The 17,832-nt window shown below is 70.8% G+C and carries 19 protein-coding genes; 8 read left to right on the top strand and 11 right to left on the bottom strand.

Going from position 1 to position 17,832, the window contains the following annotated elements:
• Positions 1-143 precede the first annotated feature (143 nt).
• Entirely contained in the window at positions 144-905 is a 762-nt protein-coding gene (locus tag ACSMXO_RS12860) for an SDR family oxidoreductase (protein ID WP_455417895.1), read from the bottom strand.
• Between the two features lie 100 nt (positions 906-1,005).
• Here ACSMXO_RS12860 and ACSMXO_RS12855 point away from each other — a divergent pair, with 100 nt between their 5' ends.
• The 4 genes from ACSMXO_RS12855 (at position 1,006) to ACSMXO_RS12840 (ending at position 4,901) form a co-directional block, all read left to right on the top strand.
• Positions 1,006-1,836 (top strand): helix-turn-helix transcriptional regulator, encoded by an 831-nt coding sequence (locus tag ACSMXO_RS12855; protein WP_455417894.1) that lies wholly within the window; start codon positions 1,006-1,008, stop codon positions 1,834-1,836.
• 119 nt (positions 1,837-1,955) lie between these two features.
• Positions 1,956-2,921: a zinc-dependent alcohol dehydrogenase gene (locus ACSMXO_RS12850; protein WP_455417893.1), complete on the top strand. Its 966-nt coding sequence runs from the start codon at positions 1,956-1,958 to the stop codon at positions 2,919-2,921.
• Between the two features lie 99 nt (positions 2,922-3,020).
• Positions 3,021-3,875, top strand: coding sequence for an alpha/beta fold hydrolase (locus tag ACSMXO_RS12845; protein ID WP_455417892.1), 855 nt, complete (start codon positions 3,021-3,023; stop codon positions 3,873-3,875).
• 231 nt (positions 3,876-4,106) lie between these two features.
• On the top strand, positions 4,107-4,901 hold the full coding sequence (locus ACSMXO_RS12840) for a sulfite exporter TauE/SafE family protein (RefSeq protein WP_455417891.1): 795 nt from the start codon (positions 4,107-4,109) through the stop codon (positions 4,899-4,901).
• 83 nt (positions 4,902-4,984) lie between these two features.
• Here ACSMXO_RS12840 and ACSMXO_RS12835 read toward each other — a convergent pair whose 3' ends face one another.
• The 7 genes from ACSMXO_RS12835 to ACSMXO_RS12805 form a co-directional block, all read right to left on the bottom strand.
• Positions 4,985-6,448 (bottom strand): sensor histidine kinase, encoded by a 1,464-nt coding sequence (locus ACSMXO_RS12835; RefSeq protein ID WP_455417890.1) that lies wholly within the window; start codon positions 6,446-6,448, stop codon positions 4,985-4,987.
• On the bottom strand, positions 6,445-7,176 hold the full coding sequence (locus tag ACSMXO_RS12830; RefSeq protein WP_346261965.1) for a response regulator transcription factor: 732 nt from the start codon (positions 7,174-7,176) through the stop codon (positions 6,445-6,447). Before ACSMXO_RS12830 ends, ACSMXO_RS12835 begins: the two co-directional genes overlap by 4 nt.
• Before the next feature lie 76 nt (positions 7,177-7,252).
• Complete coding sequence (locus ACSMXO_RS12825) at positions 7,253-8,053, bottom strand: ABC transporter permease (RefSeq protein WP_455417889.1); 801 nt, start codon at positions 8,051-8,053, stop codon at positions 7,253-7,255.
• A complete protein-coding gene (locus ACSMXO_RS12820) occupies positions 8,050-8,958 on the bottom strand; it encodes an ABC transporter ATP-binding protein (RefSeq protein WP_455419228.1) in 909 nt (302 codons plus the stop codon). Before ACSMXO_RS12820 ends, ACSMXO_RS12825 begins: the two co-directional genes overlap by 4 nt.
• Positions 8,959-9,120: 162 nt before the next feature.
• Positions 9,121-9,831: a DNA alkylation repair protein gene (locus tag ACSMXO_RS12815; protein WP_455417888.1), complete on the bottom strand. Its 711-nt coding sequence runs from the start codon at positions 9,829-9,831 to the stop codon at positions 9,121-9,123.
• 62 nt (positions 9,832-9,893) lie between these two features.
• Positions 9,894-10,484: a hypothetical protein gene (locus tag ACSMXO_RS12810; protein WP_455417887.1), complete on the bottom strand. Its 591-nt coding sequence runs from the start codon at positions 10,482-10,484 to the stop codon at positions 9,894-9,896.
• Between the two features lie 377 nt (positions 10,485-10,861).
• Positions 10,862-11,023: a hypothetical protein gene (locus ACSMXO_RS12805; RefSeq protein ID WP_455417886.1), complete on the bottom strand. Its 162-nt coding sequence runs from the start codon at positions 11,021-11,023 to the stop codon at positions 10,862-10,864.
• Positions 11,024-11,190: 167 nt separating this feature from the next.
• Here ACSMXO_RS12805 and ACSMXO_RS12800 point away from each other — a divergent pair, with 167 nt between their 5' ends.
• Together ACSMXO_RS12800 and ACSMXO_RS12795 are read left to right on the top strand one after the other, a co-directional pair.
• The gene (locus tag ACSMXO_RS12800) at positions 11,191-12,231 is read left to right on the top strand and encodes a sugar-binding protein (RefSeq protein WP_455417885.1); all 1,041 of its coding nucleotides are present in this window, start codon (positions 11,191-11,193) and stop codon (positions 12,229-12,231) included.
• Between the two features lie 167 nt (positions 12,232-12,398).
• Positions 12,399-13,673, top strand: a complete 1,275-nt coding sequence (locus tag ACSMXO_RS12795; RefSeq protein WP_455417884.1) for an APC family permease — start codon at positions 12,399-12,401, stop codon at positions 13,671-13,673.
• A 17-nt stretch (positions 13,674-13,690) separates the two neighbouring features.
• Here ACSMXO_RS12795 and ACSMXO_RS12790 read toward each other — a convergent pair whose 3' ends face one another.
• Together ACSMXO_RS12790 and ACSMXO_RS12785 are read right to left on the bottom strand one after the other, a co-directional pair.
• The gene (locus ACSMXO_RS12790; protein ID WP_346261959.1) at positions 13,691-14,050 is read right to left on the bottom strand and encodes a PadR family transcriptional regulator; all 360 of its coding nucleotides are present in this window, start codon (positions 14,048-14,050) and stop codon (positions 13,691-13,693) included.
• A gap of 6 nt (positions 14,051-14,056) precedes the next feature.
• On the bottom strand, positions 14,057-14,311 hold the full coding sequence (locus ACSMXO_RS12785; RefSeq protein ID WP_455417883.1) for a hypothetical protein: 255 nt from the start codon (positions 14,309-14,311) through the stop codon (positions 14,057-14,059).
• Between the two features lie 270 nt (positions 14,312-14,581).
• Between ACSMXO_RS12785 and ACSMXO_RS12780 the strand changes: the two genes are divergently transcribed.
• A complete protein-coding gene (locus tag ACSMXO_RS12780) occupies positions 14,582-15,394 on the top strand; it encodes an SAM-dependent methyltransferase (RefSeq protein WP_455417882.1) in 813 nt (270 codons plus the stop codon).
• A 560-nt stretch (positions 15,395-15,954) separates the two neighbouring features.
• Positions 15,955-17,274, top strand: a complete 1,320-nt coding sequence (locus ACSMXO_RS12775; RefSeq protein ID WP_346261956.1) for a cytochrome P450 — start codon at positions 15,955-15,957, stop codon at positions 17,272-17,274.
• A 185-nt stretch (positions 17,275-17,459) separates the two neighbouring features.
• Here the strand turns inward: ACSMXO_RS12775 and ACSMXO_RS12770 are convergent, their stop codons facing one another.
• Positions 17,460-17,816, bottom strand: a complete 357-nt coding sequence (locus tag ACSMXO_RS12770; protein ID WP_455417881.1) for a hypothetical protein — start codon at positions 17,814-17,816, stop codon at positions 17,460-17,462.
• Positions 17,817-17,832: the final 16 nt, after the last annotated feature.

The raw sequence follows: 17,832 nt of genomic DNA, 5'->3' as shown, positions 1-17,832 counted from the left end.
AGGTCGCCGACGAGCGCTGGCCATGTTGTCCGGATCGCTGTGGCGCGAGGTGCTCCCCGGTCGGGAGTGACTCCCTGCCCGACGGACTCCGTGCGACGACGGTCGCGCTCGTCCCCACCTGCCGCCGGCGGTCTCGACGACGATCAGCGTTGCCGGGCAGGCCGGACGACAATCTCGTTGACGTCGACGTCGGCCGGTTGGGCGAGGGCGTACGACACGGCGTCGGCGATGGCCTCCGGCTTGATCGCATGCGCACGGTAGCTGCGCATCGCCTCGGCGGCGCCGGGTTCGGTGATCGACTCCGCGAGTTCGGAGGTGACCACACCCGGGGAGATGGTGGTGACCCGGACGGCGGGGTCGGACTCCTGGCGCAGTCCCTCGGTGATCGCCCAGGCGGCGTACTTGGTGCCGGAGTAGACGGCACTGGTGGGAACGACCTGGTGGGCACCGATGCTCGCGAGCGTGACGAAGTGCCCGGATCCCTGCGCGGTGAAGATGGGCAGGGCCGCGGCGATCCCGTGCAGCAGACCGCGCACGTTCACGTCGATCATCCGATCCCACTCGTCCAGCAGCAGCGAGTCCAATCGCGACAACGGCATGACTCCGGCGTTGTTGACCAGTGCGTCGACCCGTCCGAAGCGATCGCTGGCGGCCCGGGCGAAGCCGGCGAAGTCGGTGCGGTCGGTCACGTCGAGCCGTACCGGATGCAGGCCGCCGCCGGAGCGGACGGCTGCCTTCGCGGTGCGTTCGGCCAGCTCTCGCAGGCGATCGGTCCGCCGCGCACCCGCGACCACCTGGTGGCCCTCACCCGCGAGCCGGGTGGCGATGGCCGCACCGATTCCGCTGCTGGCCCCGGTCACGAGGACGACCTTGCGGCCGCCGGCAACTGTCTGGTTCGTCGACATGACTCGACACTGGCGGATCCGGGCGCCTTCCGGCAGGCCGGGTTCCTCCTGGGAGCATCACACCCAGGAAGAACCGCGTACCGCGGCCTAGCATGGCGGTATGACACGGTCTGATCTCGGCGCCTACCTCACCGCCCGGCGGGCCCAGGTCACACCGGCCGAGGCCAACCTCCACAGCACGGGCCATCGCCGGGTTCCCGGCCTCAGACGCGAAGAGGTGGCACTGCTGGCCGGGGTCAGCATCGACTACTACATCCGGCTCGAACAGGGTCGTGAACGGACGCCGTCAGCGCACGTGGTGGACGCGCTGGCCGTCGCACTGCGGCTCGACGAGGACGGCCGCCAGCACCTGTTCCGGCTGGCCGGGCTCAGCCCGTCGACCAGGACCGCCGCCGGGACCGGCCGGGTCGACCCGAGCCTGCGGGAGCTGATGGACGCCTGGCCGCACAACCCGGCCATCATCTACAACCGCGCCTACGACGTACTCGCCTCCAACACGATCGCCGACGCTCTCTTCCACGACTGGACACACTCGCGCAACCTCATGCACGTCGTCTTCACCGACCCGGCCGCGCATACCTTCTACCAGGACTGGCAGGAGGTCGCGGTCAACTCGGTGGCCGGATTCCGGCTCGGCCACGGTCAGGCCCCCGCCGACCCCCGAATCCGACAGGTACTCACCGAACTTCTGGCTCACAGCCCCGAGTTCACCGACCTGTGGGCCCGGCACGACGCCCGCGGCAAGGCACTCGCGCGCAAGCGCTTCCGACACCCCGACGTGGGCCCGTTGACGCTGACCATGCAGACCTTCGACGTCCGCTCCAGCCCCGGCCAGGAACTCGTCGTCTATCACGCCGAACCGGCCTCGGCGAGCCGCGCGGCCCTCGCCCTCCTCGGCTCGCTGGCTGCCACCGGACGCCAACCCGGCTGAGCGGCAGATGGCGCGCATTCCCTCCGGAACCCGGACTGTGTGGGGCAGCGGTGTCATCGGACGGCGCAGCACGGATCGACGCGGCAATGAATCCACTCCTATGTTTAGTGAGGTACGCGATGCGTGCGGTCGTCAACAACGGTGGAATACGCACCGTCGACGTGCCGGAGCCTGAAGGTGACGGCGTCCGCCTGTCGGTCGTCTCGGCGGGAATCTGCGGAACAGACGTGGGTTTCGCCGCAGCGGGAGTCTCTGGTTTCGTCTACGGGCACGAGTTCGCGGGGATCGACGACGAGGGACGGGGCTGGTTCGTCGAGCCCACCATCTACGGCGGCGAATGTGCGCAGTGCCGGGTCGGCAGTACGCAGCGTTGTACCGAGGAGGTTCACGGCAACCTCGGAGTGTTCAGCGACGGCGGAATGGCCGAGCGCGTGCGGGTGCCGGAGTACACCCTGCTGTCCCTGCCGGACGGCCTCGACGTCCGTGACGCATGTCTGATCGAGCCGGCCGCGGTCGCCTGGCACGCTGTCCGGCGCGCCCAGGCGCGTCCCGGTGAGCGTCTGCTCGTGCTCGGCGGCGGGTCCATCGGGCTACTGGCCGCCGCAGCGGCACAGGCTGCCGGTCATGACGTCGATGTCGACGCGAGATATCCGCACCAGCGGCGCGCGGCAGAGAGGCTGGGGTGCGGAGAACCCGGCGGCGAGTACGACGTGGTGGTCGACGCCGCGGGGAGCCGGTCCAGCCTCGGAAGTGCCGCCGCAGCCGCCCGTCCCGGAGGACGCGTCGTGTCCACCGGTGTCTACCCGGAGAACGAGCCGGTTCCCGGAATAGTCAGCCTTACCAAGGAGCTGACCTTCGTGCACTCCATCGCTTACGGCCGACACGACGGGGTACGGGAGGTCGAGGAGGCCGCGCGGATGCTCGCGGAGAGACCCGAAGTTCCCGCCACGCTCATCACCCACCGCTTCCCGCTGGACGCGGCCGCGGAGGCATTCCGGGTCGCCGCCGATCGCGCGTCGGGCGCCATCAAGGTCGTGATCGAGCCGGCCGTCCACACTCAGGATCTCGCACTCGGCAACACATGACGCCCTTTGGTGGACTGTAGACCGTCAAGCCCCCACGAATGGTGATTGCCGCAGTACGGTCAGACGTCCTTTCGACCCCACTGCACCCCACCTGAAGGAGTGGCCTTGTCCCCCGCGTCCACCCCGATTCTGCTCCTGCACGGCTCCTGGCATGGTGCCTGGTGCTGGAACGAGGTCATCGCCCACCTCGGGCCGTACCACCGCCCGACCCTGGCGGTCGACATGGTCGGGCACGGGTTACGCGCCCGTCGGCCCGAGTGCCTGACCGTACGTCCGTTCGCCCCGGAGGACCTGGCCACCGAGGTCTCGCCGGTGGCGGATGTGGATCTCGACCAGGCGGCCGGTCTGCTGGTTTCCCAGATCGAACGGCTCGGCCGCGGCGACCCGGTCACGGTGGTGGCGCACAGCATGGGTGGCCCCGTCCTGACCCGGGCGGCGCAACAGGTTCCCGAATTGGTCGCTCACGCCGTCTACCTCGCTGCGATCATGCCTGCCTCCGGCAAGGCCGCCGACCAGTACTTCGCGCTGCCGGAGAACGCCGACGCGCTGGTCCTGCCCGCCCTCCGGGGCGATCCCCGGGTAATAGGGGCGCTGCGGCTCGACCTCGCCTCGAACGACCCCGCCTATCGTCAGCAGCTTCGCGACGCGTTCTACGGCGACGTCGACCCGGTCGTCGCCGACGCCGCCCTGGGCCTGCTCACCCCGGACGCCCCGCTCGGGATGCTGCTCGGCACCACCCGGCTGACCCGCGACGGCTGGGGCTCCCTTCCGCGTACCTACGTCACCTGCGCGCGCGACATGGCGATCCGCCCGGCCCTCCAGCGGGTACTCGTCGAGGAAGCCGACGCCGCCTTCCCGGACAATCCCACCTCCGTCGTGACGCTGGATGCCTCCCACTCGCCATTCCTGTCCATGCCCGGCGAGGTAGCGAAGATCGTCGGAGGACTCGGCTGAGCGCACCTCCCTCGGGGAGGCCCCGAGGCGGCTCGCCCCTGGTGCCAACGCCAGTGAGCCGCCACCTCAGCAGCCTCGCTCAACGGCTGCCCCACCCGCGCCGGTCGTCAATCCGGCGCGGCTACGCGTTCAGACGGGTAAGGAGTGGGGGCGAACTTTGGAGGTTGTCTCCAACGGCGCTTGTAGGGTTCCGGCAGCCGTCGGGCACCGGTCGCATCGGCCAGCATCGTCATGACGGTGGGGGAAGCGGCCGTGATCCTCACCGCGGGGTTCTGGGCCGGCATGATCAACGTCGTGGTTGGCTCAGGCACGCTCGTCACCTTTCCGACGCTGCTGCTTCTCGGCCACTCGCCACTGGTCGCGAACGTGTCCAACAACATCGGCTTGGTCGGCGGCGGCATCACCGGGACGTTCGGCTACCGGCACCAGCTCACCGGACATGGCCATATCCTGCGCCGCCTGCTGCCCGCCGCGGTGTTGGGCGGGATCACCGGCGCGGTTCTGCTGCTCATCCTGCCGGACGAGGCATTTCGCATGATCGTGCCGGCCCTCGTGGCGCTCGGCATAAGCATGGTGGTGTGGGGTCCGGCACTGCAACGCCGCGCCGCCGGTGGCCGGGATCCCGGCACCCACTACGGGCGCCTGGCGACACTGACCCGGCTCCGGCTGACCGCCGTACTGGTCGGCGTCTACCTGCTCGGCGTCTACGGCGGCTACTTCGGTGCCGCGCAGGGCATCCTCCTCGTCGGCCTGATGAGCGTGCTGACCGCAGAGCACATCCAGTCCATCACCGGCCTCAAGAACCTGCTCACCACGGCCGTCAACGTCATCGCGGCCGTCACCTTTCTGCTCGTCTCCCCCGAATCAGTCGACTGGGTCGTCGTGGCGCTGATCGCGGCAGGTGCCACCCTCGGTGGCGTCGTCGGCGCCCGGGTCGGACGCCGGCTATCGCCGCTCCTGATCCGCACCCTGATCGTCGTGATCGGCCTCGCGGCAATCATCCGCCTGCTCGTCTTCAGCGAGTAGTACGACCCGTTCGGGTTGACGAAAGCTGAGAATCTCCCGCTCGTCCGGTAGGCCGTCGGACTGGCTCTGACGTACTGCCGCTGCTAACACGGGCTCGACAGTGGCAGCGCCAGCCGGAAGCAGGCGCCTTCGCCGAGGGCGGTCTCCAGCTCGACATCGCCGCCGTGGGCACGGGCGAGGGAGCGGGCGATGGCGAGCCCGAGCCCTGCGTTGGCCCCGCCCGAGCGGCTTCGGGAGCGGTCGGTCCGGTAGAAGCGGTCGAAGACCCGATCCGCCTGCTCAGCCGTCATCCCCGGACCCTCGTCCGCCACTTCGAGCACGGCGCGGCCATCCGCCGTGCCGACGCCGATCCGGACCAGGGTGCCCGGCGGGGTGTGGGCGACGGCGTTGCCCACGAGGTTGGCGACGACCTGCCGCAGCCGGGCCTCGTCGGCGTGCACCGGGGCTGGGCCGGGCGGGCGGCTGCCGCCCGGACCGGTGAGTCGGACCGGGCGGGACGGGTCGAGGGCGCGCAGATCGTGCCGGGCGTCGTTGGCGAGGGTACGCAGGTCCATCGGGGCCGGGTCGAGCTGTCCGTCGGCCGCGTCGTCGAGCTGGGCGAGTAGCAGCAGGTCCTCGGTGAGGGCGGTGAGCCGGGTGGCTTCCCGGTCGATGCGGTGCATCGCCTCGTCGATGTCGGCCCGCTCCGCCAGCGCGCCCATCCGGTAGAGATCGGTCGAACCCTTGATGACGAAGAGCGGGGTGCGCAGTTCGTGACTGACGTCCGAGACGAAGACACGCATCCGGGACTCGGAGGCGGCCCGGTCGGCGAAGGCCCGTTCGAGCTGGCCGAGCATGGTGTTGAGGGAGACCGCGAGGTGCCCGATCTCCGTGCTTGCCGGGGCGAGGCTGGGTACCCGTCGGGTGAGGTCGCCGCCGGCGATCGCGGCGGCCGTCTGCTCGATCCGGCGCAGCGGTCGCAGGCCACGGCCGAGGGCGAACCAGCCGACCGCCGTGAGCAGGACGAGCAGCACGGCGCCGCTGATCAGGCTGCTTGCCCGGAGTCGCGCGATGGTGGCGTCGGCCTCGGTGAGCGGTGCGGCCGCGATCACCGTCCCGCCCCAGCCGACGGCCGGTCGGGCGACGGCCCGCCAGCGCCCCGAGCCGTCGGCGGCGGGCAGGTCGACGGCTGTCCCGTCGGTGCGGATCGTACCCAGCGCGCCGGTCGTCGGCAGGGTTGCGCTGCCCAGCCGGGCGGAGCGCATGCTCCCGGCCACCGCGCCGTCCGCGTCCAGGTACACCAGATACGGGCTGCCGATCAGGTCGAGGACGGGGTCGAGGAGTTCGGGGTGGCCGGCGGTGTCCTCGGCCTCGGGCGGCCCGGTTTCCGACACCCGGGAGATGATCGCGGTGAACGAGCGCAGCTGATTGTCGATCCGGTCGAGCTGATAGCGCTCCAGATGGTCGGAGACGACCGCGCCGATGAGGCTCAGCCCGGCCAGCAGCAGGCTCGTGGTGAGCAGCAGCAGCCTGGCCCGCAGTGAGAACCGGCTCAGCGGGTGCCTCACTGCCGGGGCTCCCGGATCACGTAGCCCACGCCGTGCACGGTGTGGATGAGCTTGGGCTCTTCGGCGTCGACCTTCCGCCGTAGGTAGGAGATGTAGGTGTCGACGATGCTGGCGTCGCCGCCGAAGTCGTAGTGCCACACCCGGTCGAGGATCTGAGCCTTGGACACCACCCGCCCGGCGTTCTCCATCAAGTAGCGCAGCAGCCGGAACTCGGTGGCGGAGACACGGACGGGTCGCCCCGCCCGTGTCACCTGGTGCCCCTCGGCGTCGAGTGCGAGCGGGCCCACCGTCAGCACGTCGCCGTGATGGCCCCCGGTACGGCGGAGGATTGCCCGGATCCGGGCGATCAGCTCCTCCAGGTCGAAGGGCTTCGTCACGTAGTCGTCGGCGCCGAGGGAGAGCCCGGTGATCTTGTCGGCCTGACGGTCCCGAGCGGTGAGGAAGAGCACGGGCACCGGCCCGCTGCGGCCCGGCAGGCGCTGTTCACGCAGCCGCCGGACCACCTCGAAGCCGTCCATGTCCGGCAGCATGACGTCGAGCAGCACCAGATCGGGCGGCTCCGCAGTGGCCGCGGCGACCGCCTCGGTGGCGGTTGCCGCCGAGGTCACCCGGAATCCGGCGAAGCGCAGCGTAGCGGAGAGCAACTCACGGACGGTGGCCTCGTCGTCCACCACCAGCAACCGCTCGGTACCTCCCCGCGAGGTCATCGCCTGACCTGATCGTTCCATGCCGGCCAGGATACGGAGGCTCGACTCCGGAACACCTCGCCGCGCAGTCGACCGGCGAAGCCCGCCACGGTGCCCGTCATACGTCACGACGCCGGAAGACCACGAACGCGGCGGCCAGTACGGCGGCGACCCCGAGGCACATTCCGGCCAGGTTCAGCCAGGGGTGCGGGTAGTCGGGGTCCGGGACCGTCGCCAGGACCGCTGCCGCGCCCAGAGTCGGCCAGAAGTCGAAGAGACCCTGGAGCCACGAGGGGAAGAGGCCCGCGAGTGCGGGTACCAGGAAGACGATCCCCACCAGGGTGGCCAAGGCTCCCGCCGTGGCTCGCATGATCGTGCCGAGACCGACCGCCAGCAGCGCCATTGCCGAGAGATAGAGTCCACCACCCGCCACGGCGGAGAACACACCGGGATCGCCGAGTCCCGCGTTCGGCACGTCCTGCGCGGCGAGGAGGATCTGTCCGAGGAAGAAGGCGCTGAACATCAGCGCCTGGCCCGCCACCATGGCGACGGCGGTGGCCAGCGCCACCTTGGCCGCCAGCAGTCGGTGCCGGCGGGGCGTGGCGGTCAGCGACGTCTGCATCAGTCCGGTCGCGTACTCGGAGGTGACGACCAGGATGCCCAGCACGCCGATGATCAACTGAGCGACGATGTACGACATCAGACTGAGGTTCGTCGGATCCCAAGCCTCCCGTTCGGCGGCCGTCGCGCTCTCGTAGTCCGCCCCGGCGGAGCTCAGGGCGAGAAACGTGATGCCGAGTCCGACCGCGAAGAGGCAGGCCAGGGTGTACCAGGTGGAGCGCAGACTGCGGAGCTTGATCCACTCTGCCCGGAGGCTGTGTGCGAAGGTCGGGTGGGGCCCGGTGGCGGACGACGTCATGCCGCAGCCCCCTGGTACTCGGTGCTGGCCCTGGTCAGTTCCATGAAGGCGTCCTCCAGCGAGGCCCGCTGCGGGGTGAGTTCGCTGAGCACGACCCCGTGGTAGGCGGCAAGCTTGCCGATCTCCCCGCTCGTCATGCCGGAGACGACGAGCGAGGCCTCCAGACCGTCCCGCACGGTGGCCCCGGCGGCGACCAGCCGCCGCGCGAAGGAGCCCGGATCGGGCACCCGGACGAGCACGGTGCCCTCGCCGTTGGCGTGCATGAACTCACTCATGCCGGTATCGGCGATGAGCCGGCCCCGGCCGATCACGACCAGGTGGTCGGCAGTCTGCGCCATCTCGCTCATCAGGTGGCTGGAGACCAGCACCGCCCGTCCCTCGCCGGCCAAGGAGCGCATGAAGTCCCGGATCCACCGGATACCCTCGGGGTCGAGCCCGTTCACCGGCTCGTCGAAGATCAGCACCCGCGGGTCGCCGAGCAGCGTCGCCGCGATGCCGAGTCGCTGTCGCATGCCGAGCGAGAACCCTCCCACCCGCTTCCCGGCCACACCCTCTAGCCCGGTCCGGGCGAGCACCTCGTCGACCCGGCGCCGGGGCAGGCCGTTGCTCACCGCGAGCGCCAGCAGGTGGTCGTACGCCTTCCGGCTGCCGTACACGGCGCTGGCGTCGAGTAGCGCGCCCACCTCGGTCAGCGGTACCGGGAGGTCGCTGTAGCGGCGACCGGCGATGGTGACGGAACCCCGGGTGGGAGCGGCCAGACCCAGGATCATCTTCATCGTCGTGGACTTGCCGGCGCCGTTCGGGCCAAGGAAGCCGGTCACCTGCCCCGGTTCGACGGTGAACGACAGGTCGTCCACCACCGTGTCGGACCCGTACCGCTTGGTCAGCCCCCGTACCTCGATCACTGTCATGGCGAGAGCCTGGCCGGCCGGGCTGACCGGCTTCTGAAAGCTTCTGGGAGAATTCGGAGAATCCGGCGGCGCAATCAGCGCGCCATCACCCGGCTGACCGCCGCCACGACAGCTCATTCACAGGAAACCCTGAGAGCGCCCGGCATGTGGCGGCGGCTAGACCAGGCCGGAGAGGTACTCCCGGCGACGCTGCGGTTCAAACTTCTCGATGGCGTACCGGAGCATGACCCGCGGCATGACCCGGTACCGTGCGGCGAGGAACTCCTCCGCCGCCGCTCTGTCGCGATTCCCCACCTCGCGCAGCATCCAGCCCACCGCCTTGTGCACGAGGTCGTGCGGGTCACGCAGCAGCCGTTCACTGAGCCGGAAGGTCCAACGGAAGTCTCCGGCCTTGACGAAGGCGAAAGTTGCCATGATGGCGATCCGCCGATCCCACACCAGGCTCGACCCGGCCAACCGATCCAGTACGCTCCGGTCCTTGTCGACCAGCCAGGGGCCGACGATGTACGGCGCGGACGAGTCGACCAGGTCCCAGTTGTTGATGCGGCCGGTGTTAGCCAGGATGATGCTGAAGATCCGGCCCCGTTCCTCCTCGTCCCCCTTGGTGAACTTTCGCACCAGGATGAAGAGCGAGGTCAGCCGCTCCTCGTGCACGCCGCTCGTCAGCAGCTCCGCCGTTTCGGCCAGCGAGATGTCGCGCCAGTACCGGCCGGCCACCCTGCGCTGGTCCGGTACGGAGACGCCGATGGCCCGGTCGCCCTCGCCGTACCCGCCGGGAACCATCTGCAGAAACCGGCGCACTCCCTCCGCCCGACGCGGGTCGGCGAGGCTGGCGAGGTCGTGACGGACGTCGGCGGTCGTGGCCATGACTGTGCAACCTACCGCCATCGCCGGCACCGCCATGTGGTCGCGTGTTCGCCACGCCACGGTCAACCGCTGTGCCGGCGGGACCAGACGGTGACGGCGAGGGTTACCCGCTCCGGTTCCTGGTCAGCCCCGCCGCGTACGTCGGTGATCTGGAGTAGGGCGACGTGTTTCTGGTCGGTGATGACGCAGAGCTTGACACCGGGGCGCAGCTCGTCAGCCCGGAGCGGGGTGCCGCCGTACTCGGCGGAAAGGGTGGCGCAGTCGCGGAAGTGCTCGCCGGTGCGGTTGGCGGGCAGCCGCGCCATGACCGCGTGGTGCACGCTGACCAGGGTCGGTCCGGCGTCGGTGAACTCGAGGTCGGTCGCGGTCGCGCCCGGCGCTTCTTCTGCGGCCCAGTCGGCGCGTCCGGTGTCGAGGTCGATGACGTCGTCGCGGACGATGGTGACGATGCCTTGGCGGCGGATGCTGTCCGCGCCGCTTCCGCCGGGACCGGGGCTCACGGTCGGGTGGCCCGTCGGCGAGGTGGAAACCTGTGCCGGCTGGTCAGAGTGGGCCGCTGGTGGAGCCGAGGGATCGACGCTCGATTGGCCCGCCTGGTAGAAGAGGGTCACACCGCCCCAGACGGCGGTGAGCAGCGCGGCCGAGGCGCCCATGAAGGCCACGACGATTTGCCAGGGGGGTGTTCTGGGTGGCTGATCGGACGGTGCGGAGGTCACGGCCCCACCCTCTTCTCGGCGCGCCGGCAACGGCCTCAATCGAACCTTTCCACCTCCCCTTACGATCCGCCCTGGCCAAAGGTGGAGGTCGGGCGAACGCGTCGCGCCGTTCAGGTGGAAAAGGTTCACTCAAGAATGCCCGACCGGAGAGCAGATTCGCCAGCCGTCGGAGGGTGGGCCGCCGGCCGTCACCAGATAGCGGCGCGCACCAGCCTGCCGATGTGCAAGGATCGCCTCGCCGCCAGCGCCCTTCCCGTACCGGCCGAGGGGACGGAAAGGGCCCGGGCGCCACGGGCCGCTCATCGGCGGCCTGGTCAACTCAGCCCGGCGGCCGGCGCCGCCTCCGCCGCCATCGTCACGGCGCCGAGCAGCGCCGCGTCATCCGGAAAGTCGGAGAGCACCACCTCCGGCCGGTACGGCAGTACCTCGGCCAGCCGCTCCGTGAGCAACTCCCGGACCAGGGGATCACGGGCCACCCCGCCGGCCGAGGGTACTGACTCATCCCGCCGTGGATCTTTAGCGTCACCCGGCGAAGGCCTTCCGGCGGGCTCGGCCGAGCCGCACCCGCCGCGTACTCGCCGGTGACCGGCGCCGCCCCGGCGCCCACCGGGCACCCACCACATCGAACGCCGCGCTGGAGATCGTGCCGACCACGGTGATCCCCCGGGCCGGTGCCGGACACACGGTCGACGCGGTGGCCGGCGCGGGCGAGTACCCCGGACCCGAGTTGAACCTCTCCCGGATCTGGGAGGGTCAGCCGACCACCCCGGAGGACGCCTCGATCACCGGCAGGGTGGCCTTCACCGACGACGCCCTCAAGGTGATCGTCCAGGTCACCGACGACGTACTCGGCCGCAAGGTCGTGCCGCAGGACTGCAAGCGGCAACGCCGCACCGACAGCGTCGAGATCACCTTCGATCCGAAGGGCGACTCGGCGAACACCTCGACGGTCTTCAAGGCGGGCATCTTCCCGACCACCGACGACCCGGCCAACGGCAACCCGCCGTGCTTCCAGCGGGACGCCGACAACCGGCAGGGGCCGGGTGCGGTCACCGCCCACGGGATGACCGTGGCGAGCAAGGTCAGCGAACCGTACACCGGGTACACCATCGAGGCGAGCATTCCGTTCGCGGTGCTGCCGGACGCGGTGGACCCGGCGCACATGGGGTTCAACGTCCTGGTCTACGACTCGGACACCCAGGACCTCAGCTCGCAGTCCCGGCTGGGCTGGTCGACCTTCCAGGGCGTACGGGCCGACCCGTACCGGTACGGGCTGACCACCCTGCCCGGCTACACCCCGCCGCAGCGGGAGCCGAGCGAGCCGGTCTTCCCGGACACCGCGGCCCGCAGCCTGCAGAGCCCGCAGACCATCGCCCAGTCGGCGTCGGACGGAGTGGCCCCGGCGGCGGTCCACCGGCTGCCGGCCAACACCTTCACGGTGGGCGTGCCGAAGCGGGTGGACGGCGGCATCCTGGTCGACGTCCGGGCGACCCGGAAGGGGACGGCGTACCTCTACTCCTGGACCGGTGACACCGCGCTGGGCAGCCAGACGGTCGAACTGCGGTCCGGGCAGCGCAAGCGGGTGTTCGTACCGGTCACCGAAGGCCGGGTCAGCTCGGTGCTGGCCGCGTTCGAGACCGCCGACGGGGCCGCGCTGGCCCGGCGGGCTCCGGTCGGCCGCTGAGGCGGCGGCCCGGAGCGGCCGATCCACGACAAACCCCGGTGGGGGCCCTTCCCGGGCGGGAAGGGCCCCACACCAGATGAACCTTCCACCCGTACGCGGCGATCGCATATCGCGTCCCGATATCGGATCCCGTAATGTCGGCGGTGATTCTGGGTGGAGGACTGAACATGGTGGAGTCAGCGGCCGGCACGACGCCAGCGGCGCTACGGCGGCGGCTGGGGACGTTCGATGCGGTGGTGATCGGGCTCGGCGCGATGATCGGCGCGGGCATCTTCTCCGCTCTCGCTCCGGCGGCACACGCGGCCGGTTCCGGTCTGCTGCCCGGCCTCGGGCTCGCCGCGGTGGTGGCGTACTGCAACGCCACGTCTTCGGCCCGGCTGGCCGCCCGGTACCCGGCCTCCGGCGGGACCTACGTCTACGGTCGGGAACGGCTCGGTGACTTCTGGGGCTACCTGGCGGGCTGGGGATTCGTGGTCGGCAAGATCGCTTCCTGCGCCGCGATCGCACTCACCGTCGGCCTCTACGCCTGGCCCGGCCAGGCCCACGCGGTGGCGGTGGCCGCCGTGGTGGCACTGACCGTGGTGAACTACCTCGGGATCGAGAAGTCCGCGCTGCTGACGCGGGTGATCGTCGCCGCCGTCCTCGCGGTGCTGGCCCTGGTGGTGGTCGCCACTCTCGGCTGGGGCGCGACCGACGCGACCCGGCTGGACGTCGGCGCGGACGCGACGGCCGGCGGGGTCCTACAAGCGGCGGGCCTGCTGTTCTTCGCCTTCGCGGGGTACGCGCGCATCGCCACCCTCGGGGAGGAGGTCCGGGATCCGGCCCGGACCATTCCCCGCGCCATCCCGCTCGCGCTCGGCATCGCCCTCGGTGTCTACGCGGCGGTGGCCGTCGCGGTGCTGCTGGTGCTCGGCCCGCAGCGACTGGCGGACGCCGCCGCACCGCTGTCCGACGCCGTGCACGCCGCCGGAATGCCACAGCTGGAGCCGGTCGTACGCGCCGGTGCCGCCGTCGCCGCGCTCGGCTCGCTGCTCGCGCTGATCCTCGGCGTCTCGCGCACCACCCTGGCCATGGCCCGCGACCGGCACCTGCCGCATGCCCTGGCGACCGTGCATCCACGATTCAAGGTGCCGCACCGGGCCGAGTTGGCCGTCGGAGCCGTCGTCGCCGTCCTGGCGGCAACCGGCGACCTCCGCTCGGCGATCGGCTTCTCCTCCTTCGGCGTCCTCGTCTACTACGCCATCGCGAACGCCTCGGCCTGGACCCTCTCCACGGCGGAGAACCGGCCACCCCGGATCATCCCCGTACTCGGGTTCGCCGGCTGCCTGGCGCTCGCCGTCACCCTGCCGATCTCCTCGGTCATCTCCGGCGCCGCGGTACTGGCTGCCGGCGTCGCCGCCTATGCCATCCGCCGCGCCATCGCCGCACGCCGACGGCGGTAGACATGCGATCCTCCGGATCAGCCGGAGGCGTCGTCGCCGAGCACCTCGTCCGCCAACTCCCGCAGCGCCCTGCGGTCCTCGGCCAACGCCTGCTTACCGGCCTCGGTGGCCCGGTAGACCCGGCGGGTGCGCCCCTCGACCACCCGCTGCTCGGAGACCAGCAACCCGTCCGCCTCCAGCCGGTGCAGGGTCGGGTACAGGGTGCCGGGGCTGATGTCGTAGCCGTGGCGGGCCAGTTCCTCGGTCATCCACGCGCCATGGATCTCCTGCTCCGCGGCGTGATGCAGGATGTGCAGCCGCACCGCACCGCGCTGGAACTCCCGCACCCGGTCCACCTCCACACGCCCGCCGAACAGTGACGGAACCGATATCGGCATCCGATCCTACGCATGGTCGAGGAGATCGAACGGGATGCCGCCGTCGTCGCTCACCGGCACCGTGCCCTGCACCAGGCGCGGCCCCAACCGGGAGGAATCCAGCCCGGTCCGGGTCAGCCACCAGTGGACGTCCCTGCCCAGGATCCGCGGTGCCCGCCACCGCAACCACCCCCGCGTCGCGCGGCTCACCCGCGTCGCAAGCCTCACCCACGTCGCAAGGCTCACCCGCGCCACCTGGGCGAGGTCCACCCCGATCTGCACCGCTGAGTTCCCACCCCCGACCGGCACCACTCAGGCCCCACGCGACGGCGACGGCTCCCGACGAACCGTCCCCTCGCCCATGCCGTTTCCGGTGGGCGGCGCCAGGTCTGCCTCCGCTGCTTCCGGGCGACCCGGGCGGCCGGGCGGCCAGGGCGCCCGGGCGGCCCGGGCGGACAGCTTGCGCGGCCACGCTGACCGTCCTGTGCGGACTCTGGCTATGCTTGCCGCGATCCGACAGCGTCGTTTCCCGCTTGATCGAAGGATGCGCACGTGACAGAGAGTTCGGCCCCCGCCGACGACCAGCAGGAGATCGTCAAGCTGGACACGGCCGTGCCGCAGACGGCTCGGATCTGGAACTACCTGTTGGGTGGCAAGGACAACTTCGCGGCCGACCGTGCGGTGGGCGACCAGATCATCCAGACCCTCCCGCAACTCGCCGAGAACGCGCGACTCTCCCGGGCCTATCTGACCCGGGCGGCGCGCTACCTCGCCGGCGAGGCCGGCGTCCGTCAGTTCCTCGACATCGGCACCGGCCTGCCCACCGCCAACAACACGCACCAGGTCGCCCAGTCGGTAGCACCGGATGCCCGCGTCGTCTACGTCGACAACGACGCCCTCGTGCTGGCGCACGCGCGGGCGCTGCTGACCAGCAGCCCCGAGGGTGCCACCGACTACATCGACGCCGACCTGCGGGACACCGACACCATCGTGCGCGAGGCGGCCAAGACGCTCGACCTGACCAAGCCGGTGGCGCTGTTCCTGATGGGCATCCTCGGTCACATCGAGAGCGACGACGAAGCAAAGTCGATCATCAAGCGAATCATGGCCGCCCTGCCGTCCGGTAGCTACCTTGCGATGTACGACGGCAGCGACACCAGCGAGGCGGTCATCGAAGCCGTGCGGATCTGGAACGCCTCGGCAAACCCGAAGTACCACCTGCGCAGCCCCGACCGGATCGCCGGGCTGTTCGACGGCTTGGATCTGGTCGAACCCGGCGTGGTGTCGGTCAACGAGTGGAAGCCCGACCCGTCCACCCCGCCCGACGTCATCGACCAGTACTGCGCTGTCGGCCGCAAGCCGTAGTCGGCTGCAAGGTTGTCCAACCAAGCGTGGCTCGCTAGGTGTCGCCTGCCGGTTGCCGCGTGGTGGCGTGCTGGTCGCTGGCGTGCTCGCGGGTGGTGAGCCGGGCGGCGGAAGGATCCTGCCCAGGCAGGACCTCGCCGGCGACCGTACGCCGCGTCCGGCGGACGGGCCCGGGAGGGACCTGAGCACTCCAGACACCACCCCGGGCCCGGCCGCCTCCGGCCCCGTTCGGAACAGATCCGCACAGATCCGAACGACCGATCAGGGGCTACCGACGTGCCTCGGATGACAACGTGAACGTGGCGGTGACACGACGACGTAGTCCGGGAGGTGAATGCAATGGCGAAGCTCGCTCTGATGGGTCTTGCCCGCCTGGTGCGGCTCGACCGTGGCCGGATGGGCGGACGCTACCCGTGGGTCCCCTGACCCGAGGATGACGGTGGCCGGCCGGTCCGGCGGCCACCGTCGCGGGTACCCGCGCGGCGCACGCCGCACCGCCGCGGCCGGACCGCCGCGGGTCCAGACGACTCATACCAGTCCAGGTGCGAGGGATCACGAACATGTCCACAGTCGAGTACCCAGCGGGGCCGCGCGGGCGGCGCCTGGTCGGCAACCGGTACGACTACGAGCAGGACCGGATCGCGTTCCTCCAGCGGTGCCAGTACGACTACGGCGACGTGTTCGCGTTCAGCCCTCGGACGAGTGTGGTGGCCGACCCCGTCCTCGTCCACGAGATCCTGGTACGCACGAACACCGACTTCGGTATCGAGGTCGCCCTGTTCGACGATGCCCCGCCCGAGGCGACCGCGCGGCAGACCCCGACGGCGATGGCCGGACGTAGGAAGAGCTGGCCAGGGGTCAACCGGGCGGCGGTGGACGCTCACAGCCACCGCCTGGTGGACATCTTCCACGCCCGCCTGGGTCCCATGCTCGGCCGTGAGGTCGACGTGGCGGCGGTGATGAAGTCCTTCGTCATCCACGCGACTACGGACTACTGCCTCGGTGGCAGCGCCGAGAGGGCCGCCGCCGACGAGACCGCCGACGTCGAGGAGGTTGCCGAGGCGGTCGCCGAGGCGGCGGAGCGCTCGACCGCCCTGATGTCGAGCTCGCTGTCCCTGCCGAGCTGGCTGCCGGTACCTGCGGTCCGCTCGGCGAAGGCAGCCAATCGGAGGCTCGCCGACCTGCTCTACAAACGCATCCGGCAGCGGCGTGCCGAACGCTGGGACACGGTCGGCGATCTGCTCGACACCATGCTCGGCGGCGACGCCGAGCCGCTCGACGACGAGGCCGTCTACCGGACGCTGTCGGTGATGCTGCGGGCCTCGCACGGCGTACCGGGCACGACACTCGCCTGGGCGGTGCTGGTCCTCGCGCGGGAACCCGGGATCGCCGCCCGGATCCGGGTTGAGGCGGAGGTGCTGGCACAGCGGGCGCACCGGGCGGTCACCGTCGATGACCTGCCCTACACCGAGGCGGTGGTGAAGGAACTGCTGCGGGCGTACATCCCGACCTGGCTCATGGGCCGCGAGGTGCGTACCCATACGACGCTCGGCCGGTGGAGCTTCCGGCCCGGCCAACAGGTCATGATGCCTGTCTATCTGATGCACCGCGACCCGAGGTGGTGGGACAGGCCGGAAGAGTTCCTGCCCGACCGCTGGCTCGGAACGCGGCAGCCGCACGCCCGGTTCGCGTATCTGCCGTTCGGGGCCGGACCGCGGATCTGCCTGGGCAACCAACTCGGTTTGCTGCAACTGGTGCTCGCCGTCGCCGCGCTGGTACGCGACTACGACGTCACGGTGGTCGACCCGGACACGGTTGTCATGCGGCCGGAGGCGCTGTTGGTCCCGGCCGGGCTGCGCGCCCGGTTCGTCCGCAGGTAGCGCCGTCGTCGGCTCCGGTGTCGTCGCCGGCCGCGGGCGACCGGCCGGCAACCGGATCGATGACCGCGTGTGCCGCGACGCCGCGCTGATCGCCATGCCGGCGGCATCTCGTCTCGTCCGGACGATGTCGTCGGGCTACGCCTTCGCACGGGAGTGGGTCGGTGACCGACATCCACGCCGTCGGCCTAGTCGAGCTTCATTCGCGCCCCCACTGTCGCCGGCCCGGTCAACGCCGCCGCGAACGCCGCGCCGAGATCGCCGGTACGCATCGACGGGACGAGCCGCCGCAGCGCGTCGACGGTCATCGGCGTCGGGTTGTTCGCCCGCGGGTACTCCGCCGCGCAGCGCTGGGCGATCCGGTCGTCGGCGTCCTCGCCGATGCTGGAGCTGCTGGACGCGGGCTTGACGGCGGAGGACAGGGATGCCGGCGCCCAGCAGGGCAACGGCCCCGATGACGAACGCCCAGACCATCGACTCCGGAAAATGTCGGGCTGACCCCAGGCGCCGTCGGCATAGCGCGACAGCGTGGCGATGATGACCACCTGGGCTATCCGGTCG

The organism is Plantactinospora sp. DSM 117369, from assembly GCF_053764795.1.
Note: the sequence above shows the minus strand (reverse complement) of the source record. Positions and strands in the feature narration are given on the sequence as shown.

Bases quoted from the DNA above. Each gene is read 5' to 3' on its own strand.
- ACSMXO_RS12860 (WP_455417895.1), bottom strand. From the start codon at position 905: ATGTCGACGAACCAGACAGTTGCCGGCGGCCGCAAGGTCGTCCTCGTG.
- ACSMXO_RS12855 (WP_455417894.1), top strand. From the start codon at position 1,006: ATGACACGGTCTGATCTCGGCGCCTACCTCACCGCCCGGCGGGCCCAG.
- ACSMXO_RS12850 (WP_455417893.1), top strand. From the start codon at position 1,956: ATGCGTGCGGTCGTCAACAACGGTGGAATACGCACCGTCGACGTGCCG.
- ACSMXO_RS12840 (WP_455417891.1), top strand. From the start codon at position 4,107: ATGACGGTGGGGGAAGCGGCCGTGATCCTCACCGCGGGGTTCTGGGCC.
- ACSMXO_RS12830 (WP_346261965.1), bottom strand. From the start codon at position 7,176: ATGGAACGATCAGGTCAGGCGATGACCTCGCGGGGAGGTACCGAGCGG.
- ACSMXO_RS12825 (WP_455417889.1), bottom strand. From the start codon at position 8,053: ATGACGTCGTCCGCCACCGGGCCCCACCCGACCTTCGCACACAGCCTC.
- ACSMXO_RS12815 (WP_455417888.1), bottom strand. From the start codon at position 9,831: ATGGCCACGACCGCCGACGTCCGTCACGACCTCGCCAGCCTCGCCGAC.
- ACSMXO_RS12810 (WP_455417887.1), bottom strand. From the start codon at position 10,484: ATGGGCGCCTCGGCCGCGCTGCTCACCGCCGTCTGGGGCGGTGTGACC.
- ACSMXO_RS12795 (WP_455417884.1), top strand. From the start codon at position 12,399: ATGGTGGAGTCAGCGGCCGGCACGACGCCAGCGGCGCTACGGCGGCGG.
- ACSMXO_RS12790 (WP_346261959.1), bottom strand. From the start codon at position 14,050: ATGCCGATATCGGTTCCGTCACTGTTCGGCGGGCGTGTGGAGGTGGAC.
- ACSMXO_RS12775 (WP_346261956.1), top strand. From the start codon at position 15,955: ATGTCCACAGTCGAGTACCCAGCGGGGCCGCGCGGGCGGCGCCTGGTC.